Source organism: Nocardia glycosmidis (assembly GCF_052545115.1).
In genome coordinates, this window is sequence record NZ_JBQWRH010000004.1 from 219,265 (window position 1) to 238,582 (window position 19,318).

Sequence of the window (19,318 nt, forward strand, 5' to 3'; positions counted from 1 at the left end):
GGTCTTGCACCGCGACGGTGGTCAGACCTTGCGGATGACCGTGACGACCTTGCCGAGGATCTGAGCGTCATGGCCCGGGATCGGCTCGAAGACCGGGTTGTGCGGCATCAGCCAGACGTCCTTGCCGGTGCGCTTGAAGGTTTTCACCGTGGCCTCGCCATCGATCATCGCCGCGACGATATCGCCGTTGTCGGCGACGTTCTGCTGCCGCACGACGACCCAGTCGCCATCGCAGATCGCGGCGTCGATCATGGACTGGCCGACCACCTTCAGCAGGAACAGCGAACCGTCGCCGACGAGTTCGCGCGGCAGCGGGAAGACGTCCTCGACGGCCTGCTCGGCCAGAATCGGGCCACCGGCGGCGATGCGGCCGAGCACCGGGACGAACGTGGGCACCGGACGATCGGCGTCGGCGGCGACCTCCGCGTCCTGCCCCGCGGTGACCGGCAGACTGGTCACCGACCGCACCACTTCGTCCAGGCCCCGGACGTCCACCGCGCGTGGCCGATTCGGATCACGGCGCAGGTAGCCTTTGCGCTCCAAGGCCCGCAGCTGGTGCGCCACCGACGAAGTGGACGTGAGCCCCACGGCGTCGCCGATCTCCCGGATACTCGGAGGGTAGCCGCGCTCGCTCACCGAAGTCCGGATCACCTCGAGCACCTTGCGCTGACGCACGGTGAGATCCGTCCCGGCCCCCGTCGAATCGGCGCCGATTTCGGTCTCGTCTCCCGTGTCGTCTGTCTGCCTCACCGCAACCGCCCTTCCTGCTGTGCCCGGCCGGTCCGCCCGGCGCGGGTGTTCCTGGCCTGTCAAGTCCTCGGTCCTTCGAATCTAGTCCGGCAACCCCGATGGATCAAACATCTGTTCGACGCATGTCGGCGTTTCTGCTGACTTCGTCGGTGGAGCATGGTAGAAATCGAACATCGGTTCTTCGAACATTTGATCGAATACCTGCTCGAGGTGTGCGCGAACAGCGGTATTCGAGCAGTGAATATTCGAACAGCGAGTATTCGAACAGCGTGTATTCGAACAGCGAGTATCGGCTCGAACGACGGCGGAGTACCTACTACGGAGGTTTGTCCGATGAGCACTGCGATCAGCGAGATCACCCCATTTGTCCGCGGGACGGCCACGGCGCTCGATCATCGCGGCGTCCCCCTCGATCCTGCGCAGGACGATCTCGGTTATCACACGGCGCGGCGAGTGCTGCGTGGCGGTGCGCGCTCCCGGGCGCAGGTGTCCACGCATCGGTCGTCGATCGACCGTCGCCCGCGCGATTCGCGGCCCGGCGGCGGTGTGGCCGGATATGGCGACGGCACAAGGGCTTCCGTGCCGCGACGGGCCGCTGGAGCGCATCCGATGCGGCGCGTCGAGCAGGCACAGATCGGGTTCGCCGCGCTCGCCGTCGCGGCGCTGCTGACCGCCTTGGTGGTGGCGGGTCTGATCGTGTTGGCGCACGCGCGGGCGGGCGAAGCGGGGGACGTGTCCGGTGGAGCGGTCCCGGCGGCGGTGGACGGCGCCGATGGGGACGGTGGCGGGTACCCCCGCTGACCGGAGCAAGAGAACCATTCGGACGCCATCGTCGGTGATGTGGCGTCGCGCTGTATCGACATGGGAATACCCCTGTCGGCGGGAGTGGTCCTCCGCGAGCCGTTCTGGAGCAACTCGTCCGCGGCCGCGTGGCGGGAGCGGTCGCGGCCTCCTCGATGACGGGCTCCGGCAGATCGCCCGGATGAGCGAGTGCAGGGGGACAGTACGCAGAGTACGCACAGCCGGGCACTCGCCAGTGCCGGCGTCGAGCGTCGGCGGTAGGCCGGCATGAAAGGAGAAGACCCGGCGTCGGTCGGGGTGAGTGAAATGATCCGGGCACCCGGGCGGGTATTCTCGAAGTGTTATGCAGGTATTCCGCGTGTCGAACGGGGAATACCTGGTGCCGAGGTATAGACCTCTGTACACGTGCTCGCCGGAACGATCACCGCGATCGGTGGCGGTCCGGACGCGAGCACGCGCATCGACGAAGGATTTTTCGGATGCATTGCCCGTACTGCCGACACCCGGACTCCCGGGTCGTGGACTCGCGCGAGGCCGACGAAGGCGCGGCTATTCGCCGCCGCCGTGCCTGCCCGCAGTGCGGGCGGCGGTTCACCACGGTGGAAACCGCAATCCTGTCGGTGGTCAAGCGCAGCGGGGTCACCGAGCCGTTCAGTCGCGAGAAGGTCATCCGTGGGGTGCGCCGTGCGTGCCAGGGCCGCGAAGTCGACGACGACGCGCTGAACCTGCTCGCGCAGCAGGTGGAAGACACGGTGCGCGCCAAGGGTTCTCCAGAGGTGCCCAGCCACGAGGTGGGCTTGGCCATTCTGGGTCCGCTCCGTGACTTGGACGAGGTGGCCTACCTCCGGTTCGCGTCGGTCTACCGGTCGTTCACCTCGGCCGCGGACTTCGAACGCGAGATCCACGAGATGCGCCAGGCGCGCGCCGAGGCGCTCTCGGCCGCAGACTGACTCAGCCCCGTATCGCGGCGATGGCCTTGTCGATTCGCTTGGCGGACACCGGGAACGGGGTGCCGAGCTTTTGCGCGAACAGGCTGACGCGCAATTCCTCGATCATCCACCAGATATCGGTGACCGCGGGCGCATGTCTGCGGTGCTCCGGCAGCGACCCGACCAGACGGTCGTAGGCGGCCAGCACCCGATCGATGTCGGCCATGCCCTGACGATCGCGAACCGCCGAGCCGGGCAACGCTTCCAGGCGCAGCACCGCCGCCGTCAGGTAGCGGGGCAGTTCGCGCAGCCTGGCGCTGCCCCACTCGGCGACGAACCCACGGAATACCAGGTTGTCGAGTTGGTCGCGCACATCGTCGGCGATGTCGCGCTCGCTGGTCCGCGCGAGCGCCACCGAAACCTCATGGGCGCCGGCGAGAATCGGCACGACCAGGCGAACGTAGCGCGCCACGGCGGAGGCGAAGCCCGAACGAACCCGGGCGACGAGCGCATCGAACTCCGCCGGGCCACGGACCGGACCGCCCGCAGCGGCCAGCAGTTCGTCGGCGGCGGCCGCGCGGCAGTCCTCGATCAGCGCTTCCAGCGAGCCGTACGGGTTCTGGCTCAGTGCGAGCCGATCCGTGGGTGACAGGCCCGCGGTGGCGGTGCGGACCGATGCGGGCAGCGCATGCAGCAGCAGCGCCCTGGTGCCCAGTCGCATCGCGGCGGCCTGCTCGGCGGGGGAACTCAGCACCCGGACCGCTACGCCGTCGCCTTCGGCGACCAGCGCGGGATATCCCGTCACGGTCTGGCCGGCCACCTCCCGGCGGACCGTCGGGGCGACGGTGCCGAGCGACTCGGCGGTCCACACCGTGGCGGGCGGGCGTTCCGCGCCTGCCGTTGCCCGGGCGACGGAGGCGGAAACCTGTTCGGCCAGTTCGATTTTCAGTGCGGACAGGCTCTTGCTGCGCGCAATCGTCCGGCCTTCGCCGCCGACGGCGGCGAAGGTCATCCGCAGGTGGTCGGGCAGTGCGGCGGGATCGAGATCCGAGGCAGCGATCGAGACCGAACCCAAGCGGGACAGTTCACGCGCCAGGCCGGTGCGCAGTGGTTCCGCGCGCGGAGTCAGCGCGGCCAGGGCGGCGGCGGCGAAATCCGGCGCGGGAACAACGCTGCGGCGTAACGTCTTCGGCAGCGTCTTGATCAGCGCCGCGGCCAGCTCGTCGCGCATCCCCGGCACCAGCCAGTCGAAACCTACGGCACGGACGTGGGCGAGCTGTTCCACTGGAATACGCACCGTGACGCCGTCGTCGTCGTTGCCCGGCTCGAACTGGTAGGTGAGTGGGAAGCTGAGCTCGCCTTGACGCCAGGAGTCGGGGAAGTCCGCCGGGTCGAGCGCGCCGGCGCCCGCGTTGGTCACCGTGGCGGTCGAGAAGTCCAGCAGCGCGGCGTCCGTGCGCCGTGCGGTGCGCCACCAACTGTCGAAGTGACGCACCGAGATGACATCGCCGGGCAGGCGTTGGTCGTAGAACTCGTACAGCACCTCGTCGTCGACGAGGATGTCGCGGCGGCGAGCACGGTGCTCGAGGTCGGCGACGTCGTCGAGCAGAGCGCGATTACGGTGGAAGAACTCGTGCCGGGTCTGCCACTCGCCTTGGACCAGCGCGTGCCGGATGAACAGCTCACGCGACAACTCGGGATCGATCCGGCCGTAATCGACGGCTCTGCCGGTGACCAGCGGGATGCCATACAGCGTGACGCGTTCGTAGGCGCGGGCCGCCCCACGCTTGGCCGACCAGTGCGGCTCGGAGTAGGTGCGTTTGACCAGATCGCCCGCAAGCCGTTCGGCCCATTCGGGCTCGATCTTCGCGGTCATCCGGCCCCATAGCCGCGATGTTTCGACCAGTTCGGCGGCCATGACCCAGCGCGGCGGCTTCTTCGCCAGCGACGAGCCGGGGAAGATCATGAACTTGGCGTTGCGCGCGCCGAGGAACTCCCTGGACTCCGCCTCCCGCACCCCGATGTGGGACAGCATGCCCGCCAACAGCGCCTGATGGATGGCGGTGGCATCCCACCGGACACCGTCATGGTCGACCGCTACCGCGGCGGCGGAACGGCCACGGTCGGTGCCGGATCTACCGTCGCCGCCCGAACGTGCCGACTCGCCCCGGCGTGCTCGGCTGGCGGACGTGCGCTCCGGCGCCGCTGCGCCGGCACGGGGCTGCGCCGGATCGGCCGATGGGTCCGCGTGCACCGACCATCCGAGGCCCTTGGTGATGGTGCGCAGTTGCCCATGCAGGTCCTGCCACTCGCGGATCCGCAGGTAGTGCAGGAACTCCTCCCGGCACATGCGCCGGAACTGGTTGGACGACAACGTCTTGCGCTGCCCGCCGAGATACTCCCACAGGCGCAGGTAGGCCAGGAAGTCCGACCCTTCGACGGTGAACCGTGCGTGTTTGGTATCCGCGGCCTGCTGATGTTCGGCGGGGCGCTCCCGTACGTCTTGGATCGACAGCGCCGCGACGATGACCAGCACGTCGGCCAGGCAGCCGTTGCGGTGCGCCTGCACCAGCATCCGTGCCATCCTGGGATCGACGGGCAGCTGGGCCATCTCGCGCCCGATCGGTGTCAGCGACAAAGCCGCATCGCCGTCGCGGCCACTCGCTTTCGCATGGCGGTCGCCGTCCGCTTGTTGTTGTGCCGCAGCGGTATCCGTCCGGGATGCGCCCAGCCCGTCGTCGCGCGCCAGCGCCCCGAGCTCTTCGAGCAGGGCGATGCCGTCGCGAATCGCGCGACGATCCGGCGCCTCCACGAACGGGAAGTTCTCGATGTCGCCGAGTCCGAGGGCGGTCATCTGCAGGATGACGGCGGCCAAGTTGGTGCGGAGGATCTCGGGTTCGGTGAAGGCCGGCCGGGACTGGAAATCGTCTTCGGAGTACAGCCGGATGCAGATACCGTCGGCGACGCGTCCGCACCGTCCGGACCGTTGCCGTGCCGACGCCTGCGACACCGGTTCGATCGGCAACCGCTGCACTTTGGTCCGCATCGAATACCGCGAGATCCGTGCGGTGCCCGGGTCGATGACATACCGGATGCCCGGCACCGTCAGCGAGGTCTCGGCGACGTTGGTCGCCAGTACCACCCGCCGCCCGGGGTGCGGGGCGAACACCCGGTGCTGCTCGGCGGCGGACAGCCGGGCGTACAGCGGGAGAATCTCGGTGCGCGGCAGTCGCAGATCGCGCAGCGCGTCGGCGGTGTCGCGGATCTCCCGTTCGCCGGACAGGAATACCAGCACGTCACCGTCCCCCGCGGCGAACAGTTCGGTGACGGCCTCGCCGATCGCGTCCACCGGGTCCCGGTCGACGAAGCGGGTGTCCTCGTCGTCGTCGGCGACGACCGGAATCTCCAGCGCGAGCGGTCGATAGCGAATCTCCACCGGGTACGAGCGACCGGAGACTTCGACGATCGGTGCGGGAGTGCCCTTTTCGTCCGCGAAATGTCTGGCGAACAGCTCCGGATCAATCGTCGCCGAGGTGATGATCACCTTGAGGTCGGGCCGGCGGGGCAGCAACTGCGCGAGATAGCCCAGCAAGAAGTCGATATTGAGGCTGCGTTCATGCGCCTCGTCGATGATGATCGTGTCGTAGCGGCGCAGCAGCCGGTCGCGCTGGATCTCGGCGAGCAGGATGCCGTCGGTCATCAGCTTGATCAGGGTGTGCTCGGAGGCCTGGTCGGTGAACCGGACCGTGTAGCCGACCACGTCGCCGAGTTCGGTGCCGAGTTCCTCCGCGATGCGCTCGGCGACGGTGCGTGCGGCCAGCCTGCGCGGCTGGGTGTGTCCGATGGTGCCGCGGATGCCGCGCCCGAGCTCGAGACAGATCTTGGGGATCTGGGTGGTCTTGCCCGAACCGGTCTCGCCGGCGACGATCACCACCTGATGCGCCGCGATGGCCGCTGCGATGTCTTCGCGGCGGGCGGTGACCGGCAACTGCTCCGGATAGCGGATCTGCGGCACCGCGGCGCGGCGCGCCTGCACCCGCAGTTCGGCCGCCGCGATCTCGGCTTCGACCGCGCTCAGGTCGCCACCGCGCACCCGATCGAGCCTGCGCCGCAGCCGGTGCTCGTCACGAAGGGAGAGATTGGCCAGGCGGGTGCGAAGGTCGCGGGAGTCGGTGGCGGCTGTCCTGGTCATTGCCCGACCAGCCTAGCGAAACCCGCCACCGGATATTTTTCGCAGGCATCGGACGCGGTTGCCGAGCGGGTGCCAGCGGTTCGCTCGACCCCGGTTGATCGTCGATGATTTGCGAAGAGACGATATGCGAAGATCGGCCGAGGAACACGGATGCGGGTACGGCTCGTCGCGACGCAGCAAAGGTGGAGGACATGAGCGCGCTATGGCACGGCTTTGCCGACATGGGTGCCATCGAACGAGACGGTGCGTTCGTTGTCGCCCGCGGCGACGGCGCTTACATCTTCGATCAGGCGGGCAACCGCTACCTGGACGCGACCGCCGGCCTGTGGTTCACCAACGTCGGACACGGCCGCGGCGAGATCGCCGACGCTGTCGCCGCGCAGTTGCGCACGATCGCGCACTACTCCAATTTCGGCGACATCGCCGAACCTGCCACGCAGGAACTGGCCGAGCGGCTCGCAAACCTGGCTCCGGTGCCGAACAGCAAGATCTTCTTCACCTCCGGCGGCTCCGACTCGGTGGACACCGCCGCCAAACTCGCCCGGCGCTATTGGCACGAACTCGGACGCTCCGGCAAGACGATCGTCGTCGGGCGGCAGCGGGCCTACCACGGCATGCACGTCGCGGGGACGGCCCTGGCGGGCATACCGGGGAATCGCGCGGGTTATGGCGAACTGATGCCCGCGGCGCGGACCGTGGCATGGGACGATGCGAAAGCCCTGCTCGCGCTGATCGAGGAGGTCGGCGCCGAGCGGATCGCCGCGTTCTTCTGCGAACCCGTGATCGGCGCGGGCGGCGTCTACCTCCCGCCGGAGGGCTACCTCACCGAGGTGCGCCGCATCTGCCGCGAGCACGACATCCTGTTCGTCGCCGACGAAGTGGTCACCGGTTTCGGCCGCATCGGCGGAGCGTGGTTCGCCTCGTCCCGTTTCGCGCTCGAGCCGGATCTGATGACCACCGCGAAAGGCCTGACCTCCGGCTACCTGCCCATGGGCGCGGTCTTCGTCGCACCGCACGTGGCGGAGCCGTTCTTCGCGGGCGGCGTCTGGTGGCGGCACGGTTACACCTACGGCGGACACGCCGGCGCCGCGGCGGCCGCGCTGGCGAACCTCGACATCATCGAGCGCGAAAACCTCCTCGATGCCGCCCTGCGCCTGGAATCCAGTCTCCACGATCGGCTTTCGGTGCTCGCCGAGCATCCCCGGGTGGCCGAGGTCCGCAGCGGCCTCGGCGCTGTCGCCGCGATCCAGCTGGCGGACCCCGCGGAAGCGCTGCCGATGGTGAAAACCCTTCGCGCGCACGGTATCTCCGGTCGCGCGGCCGGTCAAGGCGCCATGCAGATCTCCCCGGCGTTCGTCATGACCGACGACCAGATCTGCGAACTCGTCGAGGGATTCACCCGCGCGCTCGGTCCTGGCTAGCGCACCGTGCGGTTGCGCCGGTCGGGATGCCGGGACTTTCGGCACGATTCGGCAATCGTTCGCTCGACCCTGCGCCACTCATTCGCGGGTCAGATCATGCGGGTCATGAACACGCTGCTGGGGTCGGGGCGGTAGTCGCCGAATGGTGCGCAGTAGTCGAAGCCGTGGGTCGCATAGAGCCGACGAGCGGGCCGGAAGAAGTCCGAGGCGCCGGTTTCCAGGCTGAGACGCCGGTAGCCGCGGTCGGTGGCTTCGGCGATGAGATGGCGCAGCAGAGTGGCGGCCACGCCGCGGCGCTGGTGCGTTTTCGCGGTGCGCATGGATTTGACCTCGGCATGCGCGGCGTCGAGGCGCTTCAGCGCGGCGCAGCCCGCGAGAGTCCGTCCGTCCCACCCGGTCCAGACCGTGATGCCGGGGTGGCGTAGCGCCGCGAGGTCCAACGCGTGCATGCTCTCCGCGCGCGAGTGCTCCGCCATCTCGGCGAGGTGCTCGGTGAGCAGGGCGGTGACGGCGGGGCCGGTCAGGTCGCCCGTGAGGCGCAGCTCGCAGTGCTCCGTAGCGGCGGTGCACTGCTCGATCTCGCGGGACACTCGTCCATCATGGCGCACCGCACTGGTGGGCGCCCAGCCGTAGCCGCTCGACGCTGTCGATGCCGGATCTGGCCGGCAGAGTCGCCCACGGTCGGTGCAGCTGCCGCCGCCGAAGGGCAAGTCGGCCATGCGTACCCAGCTCGAGGGGCTTCACGCCACGGCGGGCGCGGCGCTGGCAACGGTCGATCCGCAGACCGGACCGGTGATCCTGGACCGGCTCCCGTATGCGCGGAAGTGCTCGACGAGCCGGGTGGTCCCGGCGGTTGTCCAGAGGACGCATTTACCAGGCTGGAAATCTTTGTCGTCCAAGAACATCGGCCCTACCTCGGAGGCGTCCGGATCGTCCGCGACGTGTTGTTCGTCGGCGAGCCGTCGTGAACTGCCGGCACGGCGCCCAGCCGTATCGAGCACTGATTGATGGCGGGCGTTCGAGGTTGATGCGGCGCAACCGAAATGGGCACCCTGCCCGTTTCGGGATGCGAGCATGAAAGGGCGGCGAACGGCGGTCGCCGTGCCGAGAGGTGGTGGGTGTGGCGCAGTTTGTGCAGGAGTATGCCGTATTGCGGTGGCTGGTGGTGGCGGCGTTCCTGATCGCGGCGGTGATCGTGCTAGCGCGGGCGACGGCGGTCGCGCTTCCCGGTCACCAGGTCGCTGCTGTGCCCGAGGATGTTTCAACCCATGCCGAATCCGATGGCGCCCACGTGATGATGTGCCTGGTGATGCTCGCAATGTTGCTGTTTCCGTCGGGTGCGAGCCCGCACGCGCTGCGCGGCGTGCTGACGGCGATGGCGGTGGTGTTCGCCGCGCTGCTGGTCACCCGCGCCGCGGAATATGCCGGGCCGGGCCGGCCCTTGCCGATCGACCGGTTGGTTCCGATCGCGTACCACATGGTGGCCACCGCCGTGATGCTGTACGCGATGTCCGGCCACACCACCGCCGGGCACGGGGGCGGGCCGGCCGCAGGCCCGGCGCTCGGTATCGCCGTGCTGTTCCTGCTCGACGCGCTGCTCGTAGCCTCCGCCGCTTGCAGCGGATGGACGCTCGCGCACCAGCGGGGACCGCTCGGGGTGCTCATTCGTTCCGGTGGCTGCGTCGCCGGTCTCACCGGACCGGCGCGGCCGTGGGCGGTGGTGCCGCACGTAGTGATGGACGCTGGCACCGCCTACATGATGGTCGCCGCGATCTCGGGTTGACCTGCCGGACCAATCCGGTTCCCCCTGCATACCGAACCCTGTTTATGCAGGCAGGGGATTCGGCGATGAGCAACGAACACGGTTCTGCTTCACCTCGACGGTCTGGCTGTCCGGCACGCGAGCGGGACGAACCCGACGACCCGAGGTCCGTGGGCCCCGCGCCTGCCGCGGGTGAACAGGCGCGCGCCGGTCTGGCGACCCGTGAACTGGCCGCGCTGCTCGCGGCGGCGGGCGCGGGCGACCGGGGCGCGTTCACCGAGTTCTACCAGCTGACCAGTCCTCGGGTGTACGGGCTGACGGCGCGGATCTTGCGCAGTCACGCCGCCGCGGAGGAGGTGACCCAGGAGGTCTATCTCCAGGTGTGGTCGATGGCCGACCGCTACGATCCCACATTGGCCAGCCCGGTCGGTTGGCTCATGATGCTCGCGCACCGGCGGGCGGTGGACCGCGTCCGTGCGGAGAGTTCGGCCAGCAACCGCGAGCTGATCTACGCGCACGAGCAGTTGGGCCGCGCCCACGACGTCGTCGCCGAATCGGTAGCGCAGCGCATCGAAGAACAGCAGGTGGCAGAGTGCTTGGACCGGCTGACCCCCACCCAGCGCGAGGCGATCGTGCTGGCGTATTACAGCGGGCAAACCTACCGTGAGGTCGCCGACCACCTGTCGGTCCCCTTGCCCACGATCAAGACTCGTATCCGCGACGGGCTGAAACGGCTGGAGAAGTGTTTGTCCGGGGATGACAGCGATGGTTGACACCTCGCCGCGACTGGACGCGGACCTCATCGACCTCGCCTATCCGTGCGCGTTGGACGCGGTCGCCGACATCGAACGCAGGCATATCGATGCTCGGTTGGCAGCCGCCGACCCGGCCGTGCGGCGAGCATTCTCCGACACGATCTGGCAGGTGCGCGAGATCATGGGACGGCTGGCCGTGCTCGATGAGCACGCGCCGCCGCCGGAACTGGAACGCCGTATTCTGGCGGCGCTGCCCGATCGTGGCGCCAGACGATCGACCGCACAGATCTCGTCGTGGCGGCGCCCGCCGCGGCGGGCTGTGGCGATCGCCGCCGCCGTGTGCCTTGTGCTCGGCGCAACCGTGGTGACCATGCGATTCGTCGGCTCGCCGGCATCCCCGACCGCCGCGAACCAGGTGGAACTCCGGCCGGACGCGCGGACAGTCCAGGGACCGGTTGCCGGTGGCGGCCTACTGGTCGTGGATGTTTCGCCCGGGCTCGGGCGTGCGGTCGTCGTCTTCGACCAGGTCGCGCCGCCGCCGCTGGGCCAGGTGTATCAAATGTGGCTGGTCGGTTCCGACGGGCAGCCACGGTCGGCCGGGGTGCTGAAAGAGCTGCCGTCAGCCGATCGGCCGTTCGTCACGGGCATCCAGTCCGGCGAGCTGCTCGCGGTGAGTGTCGAACCGGCCGGGGGTTCGGACGCGCCGAGCACCGAGCCGATCGTCGGCGTGCCGCTCCCGTGAACGGGTGCTAGATCTCGACCGGCTGGTCGGCGACGACCCGCCCGCCGAGGCGTACCCAGCCGTCGGAGTCCCACTGGGTGAACAATTGTGAGCCCTTGCCCTGGGTGATGACCAGGCTCTTGCGCAGCAAAGCGGTCAAGGCGACGGCCGCGGCGCCGGTTGCTTCGTCCTCGACGATCCCCAGGGTCGGCGCGAACATGCGTGCGCGTAGCGACCCGCGATGTTCGTCGGTCCAGCTCCACACGTAGTGCGGGCCGCCGGGAAACTCGTCCGCTCGGAGGGGGACGAGTTCGTCGGCATCGGCGAGCTGGTGGAAGGTGAAGTTCGGTGCCCATTCACCGCGTGCGGTGATCCAGGTCAGCCCATCGGTGAGTTCCACCGCCACGGGGCCCGCCGGGACGGCCAGCGTACGCACCGGGCTGCCCTGGGCAGCGAACCACCATGCGGTCCCCACCGACGGGTGCCCGGCGAACGGAAGCTCCACGGTGGGGGTGTAGATCCGGACGGTGACGATCTCGTCGATCGGTTCCTCGACCACGACGGTCTCGGCGTATCCGGCCCGGGCCGCCAGTGCCTGCCGCTCGGCCGCGGCCACGTCCGTGGCCCGCGCGATGCCCAGTTCGTTGCCGAATCGTCCTGCGGAGTCGGTGAACACTCGCACGACATCAACCTGTGTGCCCATGCTCGCCGAGCCTACTCGGGTGCCCCGACATCCCACTGCCGTCCGGAGCGGACCGAAAAACGCGGAGTGGCCCTGTTCGGGGCCTCTCCGCGGGATTTCAGAAGGGGTTTGCGGGGGGTTTCAGATCGTGGCCGCGGCGAGTGCCTCGGTCGACTGCACTGCTTGGCCGACACCGGCCACGATGGCCGCGGCGCGCAGCGATTCGAAGATCACCTCGCGGGACACGCCCGCTTCGCGGAGCGTGTGCTCATGTGCCTCCAGGCAGTGCGCGCAGCCGTTGATCGAGGAGACCGCGAATGACCAGAGCTCGAAATCGGCTTTGTCCACACCGGGTGTGCCGATGATCTGCATCCGCAGCCCGGCCCGCAGATCGTCGTAGCGCCCGCCGAGGAAGGCTTTGCCGCGATAGAACACGTTGTTCATGCCCATGATCGAGGCGGCGCCGAGTGCGGCGTTGTACGCCTGCGCCGTCAGCACGTCGGCGGCGTCCTCGGCGATCTCGCGCAGCGTGGTCGTCGAGCGGGTCGCGGCGGCCGACGCCAGCAGGGTGCCCCACAGTTGCTGCTCGTTCAGCACGGTGGTGCGTGCTATTGATGACAGATTGAGCTTGAGGTCCTTGGCGTACTCGGGAAGAGAGTTCTTCAGGTTCTCAATGCTCATGCGGCGATTCCTCTACTCGGGTCAGCCCCATCCGGGGACCGGTCGTGTCTCGATGATTGGTGGTAGCGCACCGGCGATCAGCCGGTGCGCGGGAGTTTCAGACGCTGGCTGCGAGGAGCTCACCGGCGTTGATGGTCGGGTCGCCCTTCTTCCAGTTGCAGGCGCACAGCTCGTCGGACTGCAGTGCGTCCAGCACCCGCAGCACCTCGTCGACGTTGCGGCCCACCGATCCGGCGGTGACCGACACGAACTGGATCTCGTTGTTCGGGTCGACGATGAAGGTGGCGCGGTCGGCGACGCCATCGGCGTTGAGCACGCCGGTGGCGGTGGCCAATTCACGCTTCAGGTCCGAGAGGATCGGGAACGGGAGGGTCTTGAGGTCCTCGTGCTGTGCGCGCCACTGGAAGTGCACGAACTCGTTGTCGACCGACGCGCCGAGCACCTGTGCGTCCCGGTCCTCGAACTCGTCGTTGAGCTTGCCGAACGCGGCGATCTCCGTCGGGCAGACGAAGGTGAAGTCCTTCGGCCAGAAGAAGACGATCCGCCACTTGCCCGCGTGGTCGTCACTGGTGATCCGGGTGAAGTAGTCGTCAGGCTGCTGAGCGTCGACCTTCGACAGGTCACCGCCGATGACCGCGGTGAGGTTGTATGCCGGGAATTGGTCGCCGATGGTCAGCAGGGCCATGCTCGTCTCCTCGTCGTTGTTGGGTTTGCTAGCGCGTGCGAAAGGCTCCCGCCGATCTTGCCGAAGGGCGGGTAAAAGTTAAAGGTGATCAGTCGCACTACATTGATAGGTGTGACCGATCAGAATTATCAGCCCACCCTGTCGCAGCTGCGTGCGTTTGTCGCGATCGCGGAATACCGCCATTTCGGCACCGCGGCTGCCCGCCTCGGTGTGAGTCAGCCCACGCTATCGCAGGCGCTCGCCGCCCTCGAACATGGGCTCGGGCTCCAGCTGATCGAACGCAGCACCCGGCGCGTGCTGGTGACCGCCGCGGGGATGCGGCTGCTGCCCAAGGCGATGGCGACGCTGGAGGCCGCGGACCGCTTCGTCGCGTCGGCGACCGGCGACGGGCTCGGCGGCACGCTGCGGATGGGCATCATCCCGACGGTCGCCCCCTACGTGCTACCCGGTTTGCTGCCGGAATTGCGCAAGCGGCTGCCCGACTTGCGCCCGCAGATCATCGAGGACCAGACCACTCGGCTGCTGGACGGGCTGCGCACCGGCGTGCTGGACATCGCGCTGCTCGCGGTGCCCACCGATATGCCGGGCCTGGTCGAGATCCCGCTGTACTCCGAGGAATTCGTGCTGATCACGCCGCGTGGCCACGAACTGGCCGGGCGCGGCGACCTCGTGGCATCGGTGCTGGACGCCCAGCCGCTGCTGCTGCTCGACGAGGGGCACTGTCTGCGCGATCAGACTTTGGCGGCGTGCCGCTCGGCCGATGTGCATCCGGCGGCTGTCGGCGACACCAGGGCGGCGTCGCTGTCCACCGTGGTTCAGTGCGTAGCGGGCGGGCTCGGTGTGACGCTGATTCCGCAGATGGCTGTCGCGACGGAGACCGCCCGGGCCACGCTGGACGTGGCGCACTTCTGCGCGCCCGCCCCCGGCCGCACCATCGGTCTGGTCTTCCGCACGTCCAGTGCCCGCGCCGACGACTATGAATATCTGGCCGCCATCGTCCGTGCGCAACGGCCGATGTAGCCGCGTCGAACGCGCGGAGCGGGCACAGTGGAGACCGGTGAGAGGAGATGTGAGTTGGCATCGGCGGCGCTGGGAGACGGGCGGCTCGGCCGCTTGTTCGGGTCGGACCATGCGCTGTTCGTCTACGGCACGCTGCAGTTTCCCGAGGTGCTGACGACACTGCTCGGTCGGGTGCCGTCGCGGCAACCGGCCGAACTGACCGGGTGGCGCGCCGCCGCGCTGCCGCGGCGGCTGTATCCGGGGCTGGTCGCCGCGGCCGATGGGCGCGCCCGCGGCGCTGTGCTGAGCGATCTCACCCCGACGGAGTGGACGATTCTCGACGCGTTCGAGGACGACGAGTACGACCTGCGCCAGGTGCTCGTCGACGGCCGGAATACTCCGGTGTGGACCTACGTCTGGACAGTGGCGGCGGATCCGACGGACTGGGCGCGGGACCGGTTCGCCGCCGAGCATCTCGGCCAGTTCGCCGCCCGGTCCGCACGGTGGCGGCAGGATCGCGCGAATTTCCCGGACGTGGCTGCACCCGGGTGGTCGGATCCCATGGCGTGAGGCTGTATCGGCGGCTGTTGCCACCACGGCCGCGGTGTTGTATCTCGCCGACGCGGCCTTCACCACCGGACACATCCTCCCCGTCGACGGCGGGTTCATCTCTGGAAGGACGGCCTGAAATGCCTTACGTGAATATCAAAGTCACCGACGACGGCGTGACCCCCGAGCAGAAGGCGCGGCTGATCAAGGGCGTCACCGATCTGCTGCACGACGTGCTCGGCAAATCGCCCGCGAGCACCTACGTCGTGATCGACGAAGTCCCGCTCTCGAACTGGGGTGTCGGCGGGGTCGACGTCGAGCGGTGGCGCGAGCAGCAGCGGCCCTGACCGCGAAATAGCGCGCCGGACAGGCGATTCGGGTGCCGGTCGCGCCGGTCACGGGCGACGCCACCCGAATTCGTCACGCGAAAGTCACGCGAAAGCCGTTACGTTTCCACGCCCAGCCGAGATCCTGATAGGACATGTCCAGCTCGACGGAGGGGAGCTGCGGTGCCGACGCTGCTCGAAATCTCTACCCACTTGTTCCTACAGATCGTGGTCATCCTCGTGACCTACCGTTTGCTCTGGCCGGTCTTCCGGCGCCTGGGGCAAGTGCAGGTGGTGGTCATCATGATCGCCGGCTTCCTGCTCGGGCCGTCGGTGCTCGGCTGGGCCTGGCCGCAGGCCCAGGAGTGGTTGTTCCCGACCACGCTCGCGGTGGGCGGCACGAGCATCGTGCATCCGAACCTCACCGCGATCTACGTGGTCGGTCAGCTCGGCCTGGTGCTGTACATGTTCCTGGTCGGCAGCTCGTTCCAGCGCGACATCTTCGGCAAGCATGTGCGCCAGGCCGGGGCCACGTCGCTGACCGGCGTCGCCGTGCCGATGGTGCTCGGCGGCGTGGTCGGCTGGTGGCTGGCCGATCAGGGCGGGTTCTTCACCGGTGGAGTGTCGAGCTGGCAGGGCGCGCTGTTCCTGGCCGCCGCCGTCGCCGTTACCGCGTTCCCCATCCTGGCGTGGATCGTCTACGACTCCGGGCTGATGAACACCCGTCTCGGCACGATGGCGATGGCCGTCGCCGCGGTGGACGACCTGTGTGCGTGGGTGCTGCTGGCGGTGGTCGTCGCTACCGCGAAGGACAGCCCGGGCGGCATCTACCTCGCGGTGGGCGGCGGTGCGGCGTACTTGCTGTTCATGTTCTTCGTCGCGCGCCGCTGGCTGGCCCGGCTGGAGACCTGGGCGCCGCGGCGGGGTGACGCGGAGACCGCGGGCGGGTTGCCGGTGGGTCCGCTCACCGTGGTCCTGCTGGTGGTGCTGCTGGCCGCCGCTTTCACCGACTTCGTCGGGATCCATTCCGTGCTGGGCGCGTTCGTCGCGGGCATCGTGATGCCGCGCGGTGAGTTCCTGGACCGGATTCGCTCTCGTTTCGAGCCACTGGTCGCCTATCTGTTGTTGCCGGTCTTCTTCATCTACACCGGTCTGAACACGAAACTGAGCCTGATCTTCGAACCGAAGGTGCTGCTGGTAACCGTGGTCGTACTGGTGGTGTCATTCGCGGGCAAATTCGGCGCCGTCGGGCTGGTCGCCCGTTCGCAGGGCATGGGCTGGCGCGAGGCGGGTGCGATGGGCGCGCTGGCCAACGCGCGCGGGCTGATGGAGTTGGTGCTGCTCAACGTCGGGCTCTCGGCCGGACTGATCACCCCGCAGTTGTACACGGTGCTGGCGATCATGACCACGGTCACCACGTGCGTCGCGACACCGCTGCAGCGGATGTTCGAGCGCAGCGCATGGAAGAACGGCATGGTGTTCGGGGCCAGTGGCGAGGAGCCGGCGCAGGCGGCCGCACCGGGACAGCCACCTGCGGACCCGGCGCGGCTCTGATCGGGTGACGAATGCCGGATGCGCCGGTCCCGGATTCGGAACCGGCGCATCCGGGTGCCGTCGCCTAGACCCGCAGGGCGTGTGGTTCGATCGCGCCGCGCACCAGTGCCCTCGCGTCGATGGTCTCGGGCTTGTAGGGCAGCAGCGCCAGGCGATCGGTCATCCCGCGGACCGGGTCGTCGATCGTGTCGACCAGGCCGAACAGGAACGACCATTCGTGCTCGTCGCTGCCGTAATGCACGACGGTGCCGAACTGGTCGTGGAACCGTTGCCAGGATCGTTGCAGGGTCTCGTTGCGCCACATGGTCGCGCATCCGGCCTGCGCGCTCAGGACGCCGCCGGGTGCGAGCAGGGCACGACATCGGGTGAGGAACTCCGCCTCGTAGAGCCGATTGTGCTGCGCGTCTTCGACGCGCTCGTCGGGCAGGTCGATCACGATGACGTCGTAGCGGGTCCCGGCCTGCGCTGCCGTGGCGAGGAAGTCCCAGCCGTCGGCGTAATGCACCGTGATCGGCCCCGTACCCTTGACCGCCGCGGTGAGGTCATCGGTGGTGTAGCCATAGGGCAGGTGTTGGGCGCAGAGTTCGACCTCGAGCTGGTCGATATCGACGTGATCGACGTGAGTGGCGCCGGCGGCGACCGACATCTGGCTGGCCACACCCTCGCCGGAACCGATGATGAGCACGTTGTCCAGCTTCTCGGCCAGCACGAAAGCGGGGACCATCATCGCCTCGTGGTAGGTCAGCTGGGAGAACTCGGTGGACTGGCGGTCGTCGTCGGAGAACAGGCTGATGCCCTGCTCGGTCCGCGCGATCACCATATGCTGGAACGGCGTGTGTGTGTCGACGATCACGTCGTGCAGGTCCCAGATGCGGGTCAGCCCCGGGCCGACCGGCTCCTCGATCCGCTGGCCGCCGTGTCCCCGGCGGATGACTTGCATGCGAACATCCTTGGGGGACAAGTAGTCCCGGAGCAATTCGACCGCCTTCGACGCCCCCGCGCCGATGCTGCCGCAGGTGAAGACGTCGACGAAGATGTCGCCGGACTCCGGATAGGTGTGAATCGAGGCGTGGGACTCCGACAACAGCGCGAGGACGGTCACCCCCTGCGGGTCGAACTTCTTGTGTACGACATCGCAGATGGTGACGCCCGCCGCGATCAAAGACGCACGCAACGCCGATTCGAGTCGTTCGAGATCGTCGCAGAGGTCTGCATCGACACCACCGAACTCGGCCAGCACATGCCAGCCGGTGAATTCCGCCGTCATGGGCAAACTCACTCTCGCTCAGCGCCCGAGACATGAACGGTCAAGGGCGGAAAACCATTGAAGGACACCGACGAATAGCTCGCGGTATAGGCGCCGGTATCGGGGATTCGAATGCGATCACCGGCTTGCAACGTGGTCGGTAGGAGGACTCGCGTGCGTTGATACAGTACATCGTCGCCGTCGCAGGTCGGACCGGCTACCACCGCCTCGTCGACGGGATCACCGTCCCGGTCGGTGACGAACCGGTAGGCGATGTACTCGTTCTCGGTCTCGGCCATCCCGTTGTAACGGCCGATGTCGAGATACACCCAGCGTCGTCCGTCCGGCGCGGTGCGGACGCCGACGACTTCGGCGTGCATGGTGCCCGCCGAACCGACCAGCGCCCGGCCCGGTTCGACGACCAATCCGGTACTCCCGGAAAGGAATTCGGCTGCGGCGTGCTGCACCACCGCCGCGATCTCACCCAGTGCGGGTGCGGAGTCGGCGTAGGAGATCGGCAGCCCGCCGCCGATGTTCACCCATCCGACCGGAATGTCCTTGTCCGCCAACGCTTCCACGATCCGGCCCGCCTGCTCGATGCCGATCCGCCACGCGGCGGGGTCCAGTTGCTGGGAGCCGACATGGAAGTACGGCCCGGCGACGACCAGCCCGAGATCTCTGGCCCGGACCAGCAGCCGCAACGCCTCGCCCGGAGTGCAGCCGAACTTGGTGCCGAATGGGGTTTGCGACGCCGGCGCGGAAGCCAGGAAGCGGCACTCCACCTCGGAGCCGGGCGCGTGCTCGGCGATGCGCAGCAGGTCGTCTTCGGTGTCGAAGGCGAAGCGGCGCACGCCCAGCGCGTAGGCCCGGGCGATGTGGGCGGCCTTCTTGATCGGGTTGCCGTAGCACAAGCGTTCCGGTGCCACGCCGAGCCCGAGGCACAGGTCGATCTCGCCGATGCTGGCGACGTCGAACTCGGCGCCCTCCTCGTCGAGCAGGCGCACGATCTGCGGCACCGGGCTCGCCTTGACGGCGAAGCGGATCCGCGTCGCGGTGCCGCGGTCCGCGGACAGGGCGGCATCGAGCGCGCGGTAATTCTCACGGACACGCTCGGTATGGATGACAAGATACGGCGATTCGGGCATAGTTGGTCTTTCGCTTGGGCAGCGGGGGAGAGAGTATCAGCGGCCGCTACCCAGAAACGAATCCAGCAAACCTTCATCGAACCTTGGATTCGCCGCAGGGTTGCCGAACCCTGTCCTGCT

General features: G+C 68.3%; 18 protein-coding genes. 10 read left to right on the top strand and 8 right to left on the bottom strand.

Going from position 1 to position 19,318, the window contains the following annotated elements:
- Positions 1-21 precede the first annotated feature (21 nt).
- Complete coding sequence (lexA, locus tag ACT86A_RS07010) at positions 22-750, bottom strand: transcriptional repressor LexA (protein WP_445091159.1); 729 nt, start codon at positions 748-750, stop codon at positions 22-24.
- Positions 751-1,083: 333 nt separating this feature from the next.
- Here lexA and ACT86A_RS07015 point away from each other — a divergent pair, with 333 nt between their 5' ends.
- The gene (locus tag ACT86A_RS07015) at positions 1,084-1,551 is read left to right on the top strand and encodes a hypothetical protein (protein WP_445091160.1); all 468 of its coding nucleotides are present in this window, start codon (positions 1,084-1,086) and stop codon (positions 1,549-1,551) included.
- A gap of 479 nt (positions 1,552-2,030) precedes the next feature.
- A complete protein-coding gene (gene nrdR / locus ACT86A_RS07020; protein ID WP_445091161.1) occupies positions 2,031-2,501 on the top strand; it encodes a transcriptional regulator NrdR in 471 nt (156 codons plus the stop codon).
- A gap of 1 nt (position 2,502) precedes the next feature.
- Here nrdR and hrpA read toward each other — a convergent pair whose 3' ends face one another.
- The gene (gene hrpA / locus ACT86A_RS07025; protein WP_445091162.1) at positions 2,503-6,672 is read right to left on the bottom strand and encodes an ATP-dependent RNA helicase HrpA; all 4,170 of its coding nucleotides are present in this window, start codon (positions 6,670-6,672) and stop codon (positions 2,503-2,505) included.
- Between the two features lie 191 nt (positions 6,673-6,863).
- Here hrpA and ACT86A_RS07030 point away from each other — a divergent pair, with 191 nt between their 5' ends.
- Positions 6,864-8,093: an aminotransferase family protein gene (locus ACT86A_RS07030; protein WP_445091163.1), complete on the top strand. Its 1,230-nt coding sequence runs from the start codon at positions 6,864-6,866 to the stop codon at positions 8,091-8,093.
- 89 nt (positions 8,094-8,182) lie between these two features.
- Here the strand turns inward: ACT86A_RS07030 and ACT86A_RS07035 are convergent, their stop codons facing one another.
- Complete coding sequence (locus ACT86A_RS07035; protein WP_445091164.1) at positions 8,183-8,683, bottom strand: GNAT family N-acetyltransferase; 501 nt, start codon at positions 8,681-8,683, stop codon at positions 8,183-8,185.
- A gap of 530 nt (positions 8,684-9,213) precedes the next feature.
- Between ACT86A_RS07035 and ACT86A_RS07040 the strand changes: the two genes are divergently transcribed.
- The 3 genes from ACT86A_RS07040 to ACT86A_RS07050 all read left to right on the top strand — a co-directional run bounded on the left by ACT86A_RS07040 (position 9,214) and on the right by ACT86A_RS07050 (position 11,352).
- Positions 9,214-9,876, top strand: a complete 663-nt coding sequence (locus ACT86A_RS07040; protein ID WP_445091165.1) for a DUF5134 domain-containing protein — start codon at positions 9,214-9,216, stop codon at positions 9,874-9,876.
- Between the two features lie 149 nt (positions 9,877-10,025).
- A complete protein-coding gene (sigK, locus tag ACT86A_RS07045; protein ID WP_445091166.1) occupies positions 10,026-10,628 on the top strand; it encodes an ECF RNA polymerase sigma factor SigK in 603 nt (200 codons plus the stop codon).
- Complete coding sequence (locus tag ACT86A_RS07050) at positions 10,621-11,352, top strand: anti-sigma factor (RefSeq protein WP_445091167.1); 732 nt, start codon at positions 10,621-10,623, stop codon at positions 11,350-11,352. The genes sigK and ACT86A_RS07050 overlap by 8 nt, the downstream gene beginning before the upstream one ends.
- Positions 11,353-11,359: 7 nt before the next feature.
- On the opposite strand, the gene ACT86A_RS07055 is transcribed toward ACT86A_RS07050, so the two are convergent.
- The 3 genes from ACT86A_RS07055 to ACT86A_RS07065 form a co-directional block, all read right to left on the bottom strand.
- Positions 11,360-12,034 carry a PhzF family phenazine biosynthesis protein gene (locus tag ACT86A_RS07055; RefSeq protein WP_445091168.1) on the bottom strand — a complete coding sequence of 225 codons (675 nt, stop codon included), beginning with the start codon at positions 12,032-12,034 and terminating at the stop codon, positions 11,360-11,362.
- Positions 12,035-12,154: 120 nt separating this feature from the next.
- Positions 12,155-12,694 (bottom strand): alkylhydroperoxidase, AhpD family, encoded by a 540-nt coding sequence (gene ahpD, locus ACT86A_RS07060; protein ID WP_445091169.1) that lies wholly within the window; start codon positions 12,692-12,694, stop codon positions 12,155-12,157.
- A 97-nt stretch (positions 12,695-12,791) separates the two neighbouring features.
- Entirely contained in the window at positions 12,792-13,379 is a 588-nt protein-coding gene (locus tag ACT86A_RS07065; RefSeq protein ID WP_445091170.1) for a peroxiredoxin, read from the bottom strand.
- Between the two features lie 111 nt (positions 13,380-13,490).
- Between ACT86A_RS07065 and ACT86A_RS07070 the strand changes: the two genes are divergently transcribed.
- The 4 genes from ACT86A_RS07070 (at position 13,491) to ACT86A_RS07085 (ending at position 16,807) form a co-directional block, all read left to right on the top strand.
- On the top strand, positions 13,491-14,399 hold the full coding sequence (locus ACT86A_RS07070; protein WP_445091171.1) for a hydrogen peroxide-inducible genes activator: 909 nt from the start codon (positions 13,491-13,493) through the stop codon (positions 14,397-14,399).
- Positions 14,400-14,453: 54 nt separating this feature from the next.
- Entirely contained in the window at positions 14,454-14,948 is a 495-nt protein-coding gene (locus ACT86A_RS07075; RefSeq protein WP_445091172.1) for a gamma-glutamylcyclotransferase family protein, read from the top strand.
- Positions 14,949-15,067: 119 nt separating this feature from the next.
- Positions 15,068-15,274 (top strand): tautomerase family protein, encoded by a 207-nt coding sequence (locus tag ACT86A_RS07080; protein WP_445091173.1) that lies wholly within the window; start codon positions 15,068-15,070, stop codon positions 15,272-15,274.
- A gap of 162 nt (positions 15,275-15,436) precedes the next feature.
- A complete protein-coding gene (locus tag ACT86A_RS07085; RefSeq protein WP_445091174.1) occupies positions 15,437-16,807 on the top strand; it encodes a cation:proton antiporter in 1,371 nt (456 codons plus the stop codon).
- A 64-nt stretch (positions 16,808-16,871) separates the two neighbouring features.
- Here the strand turns inward: ACT86A_RS07085 and speD are convergent, their stop codons facing one another.
- Both speD and ACT86A_RS07095 read right to left on the bottom strand, forming a co-directional pair.
- On the bottom strand, positions 16,872-18,074 hold the full coding sequence (speD, locus tag ACT86A_RS07090) for an adenosylmethionine decarboxylase (protein ID WP_445091175.1): 1,203 nt from the start codon (positions 18,072-18,074) through the stop codon (positions 16,872-16,874).
- Positions 18,075-18,082: 8 nt separating this feature from the next.
- A complete protein-coding gene (locus tag ACT86A_RS07095; protein WP_445091176.1) occupies positions 18,083-19,198 on the bottom strand; it encodes a type III PLP-dependent enzyme in 1,116 nt (371 codons plus the stop codon).
- Positions 19,199-19,318: the final 120 nt, after the last annotated feature.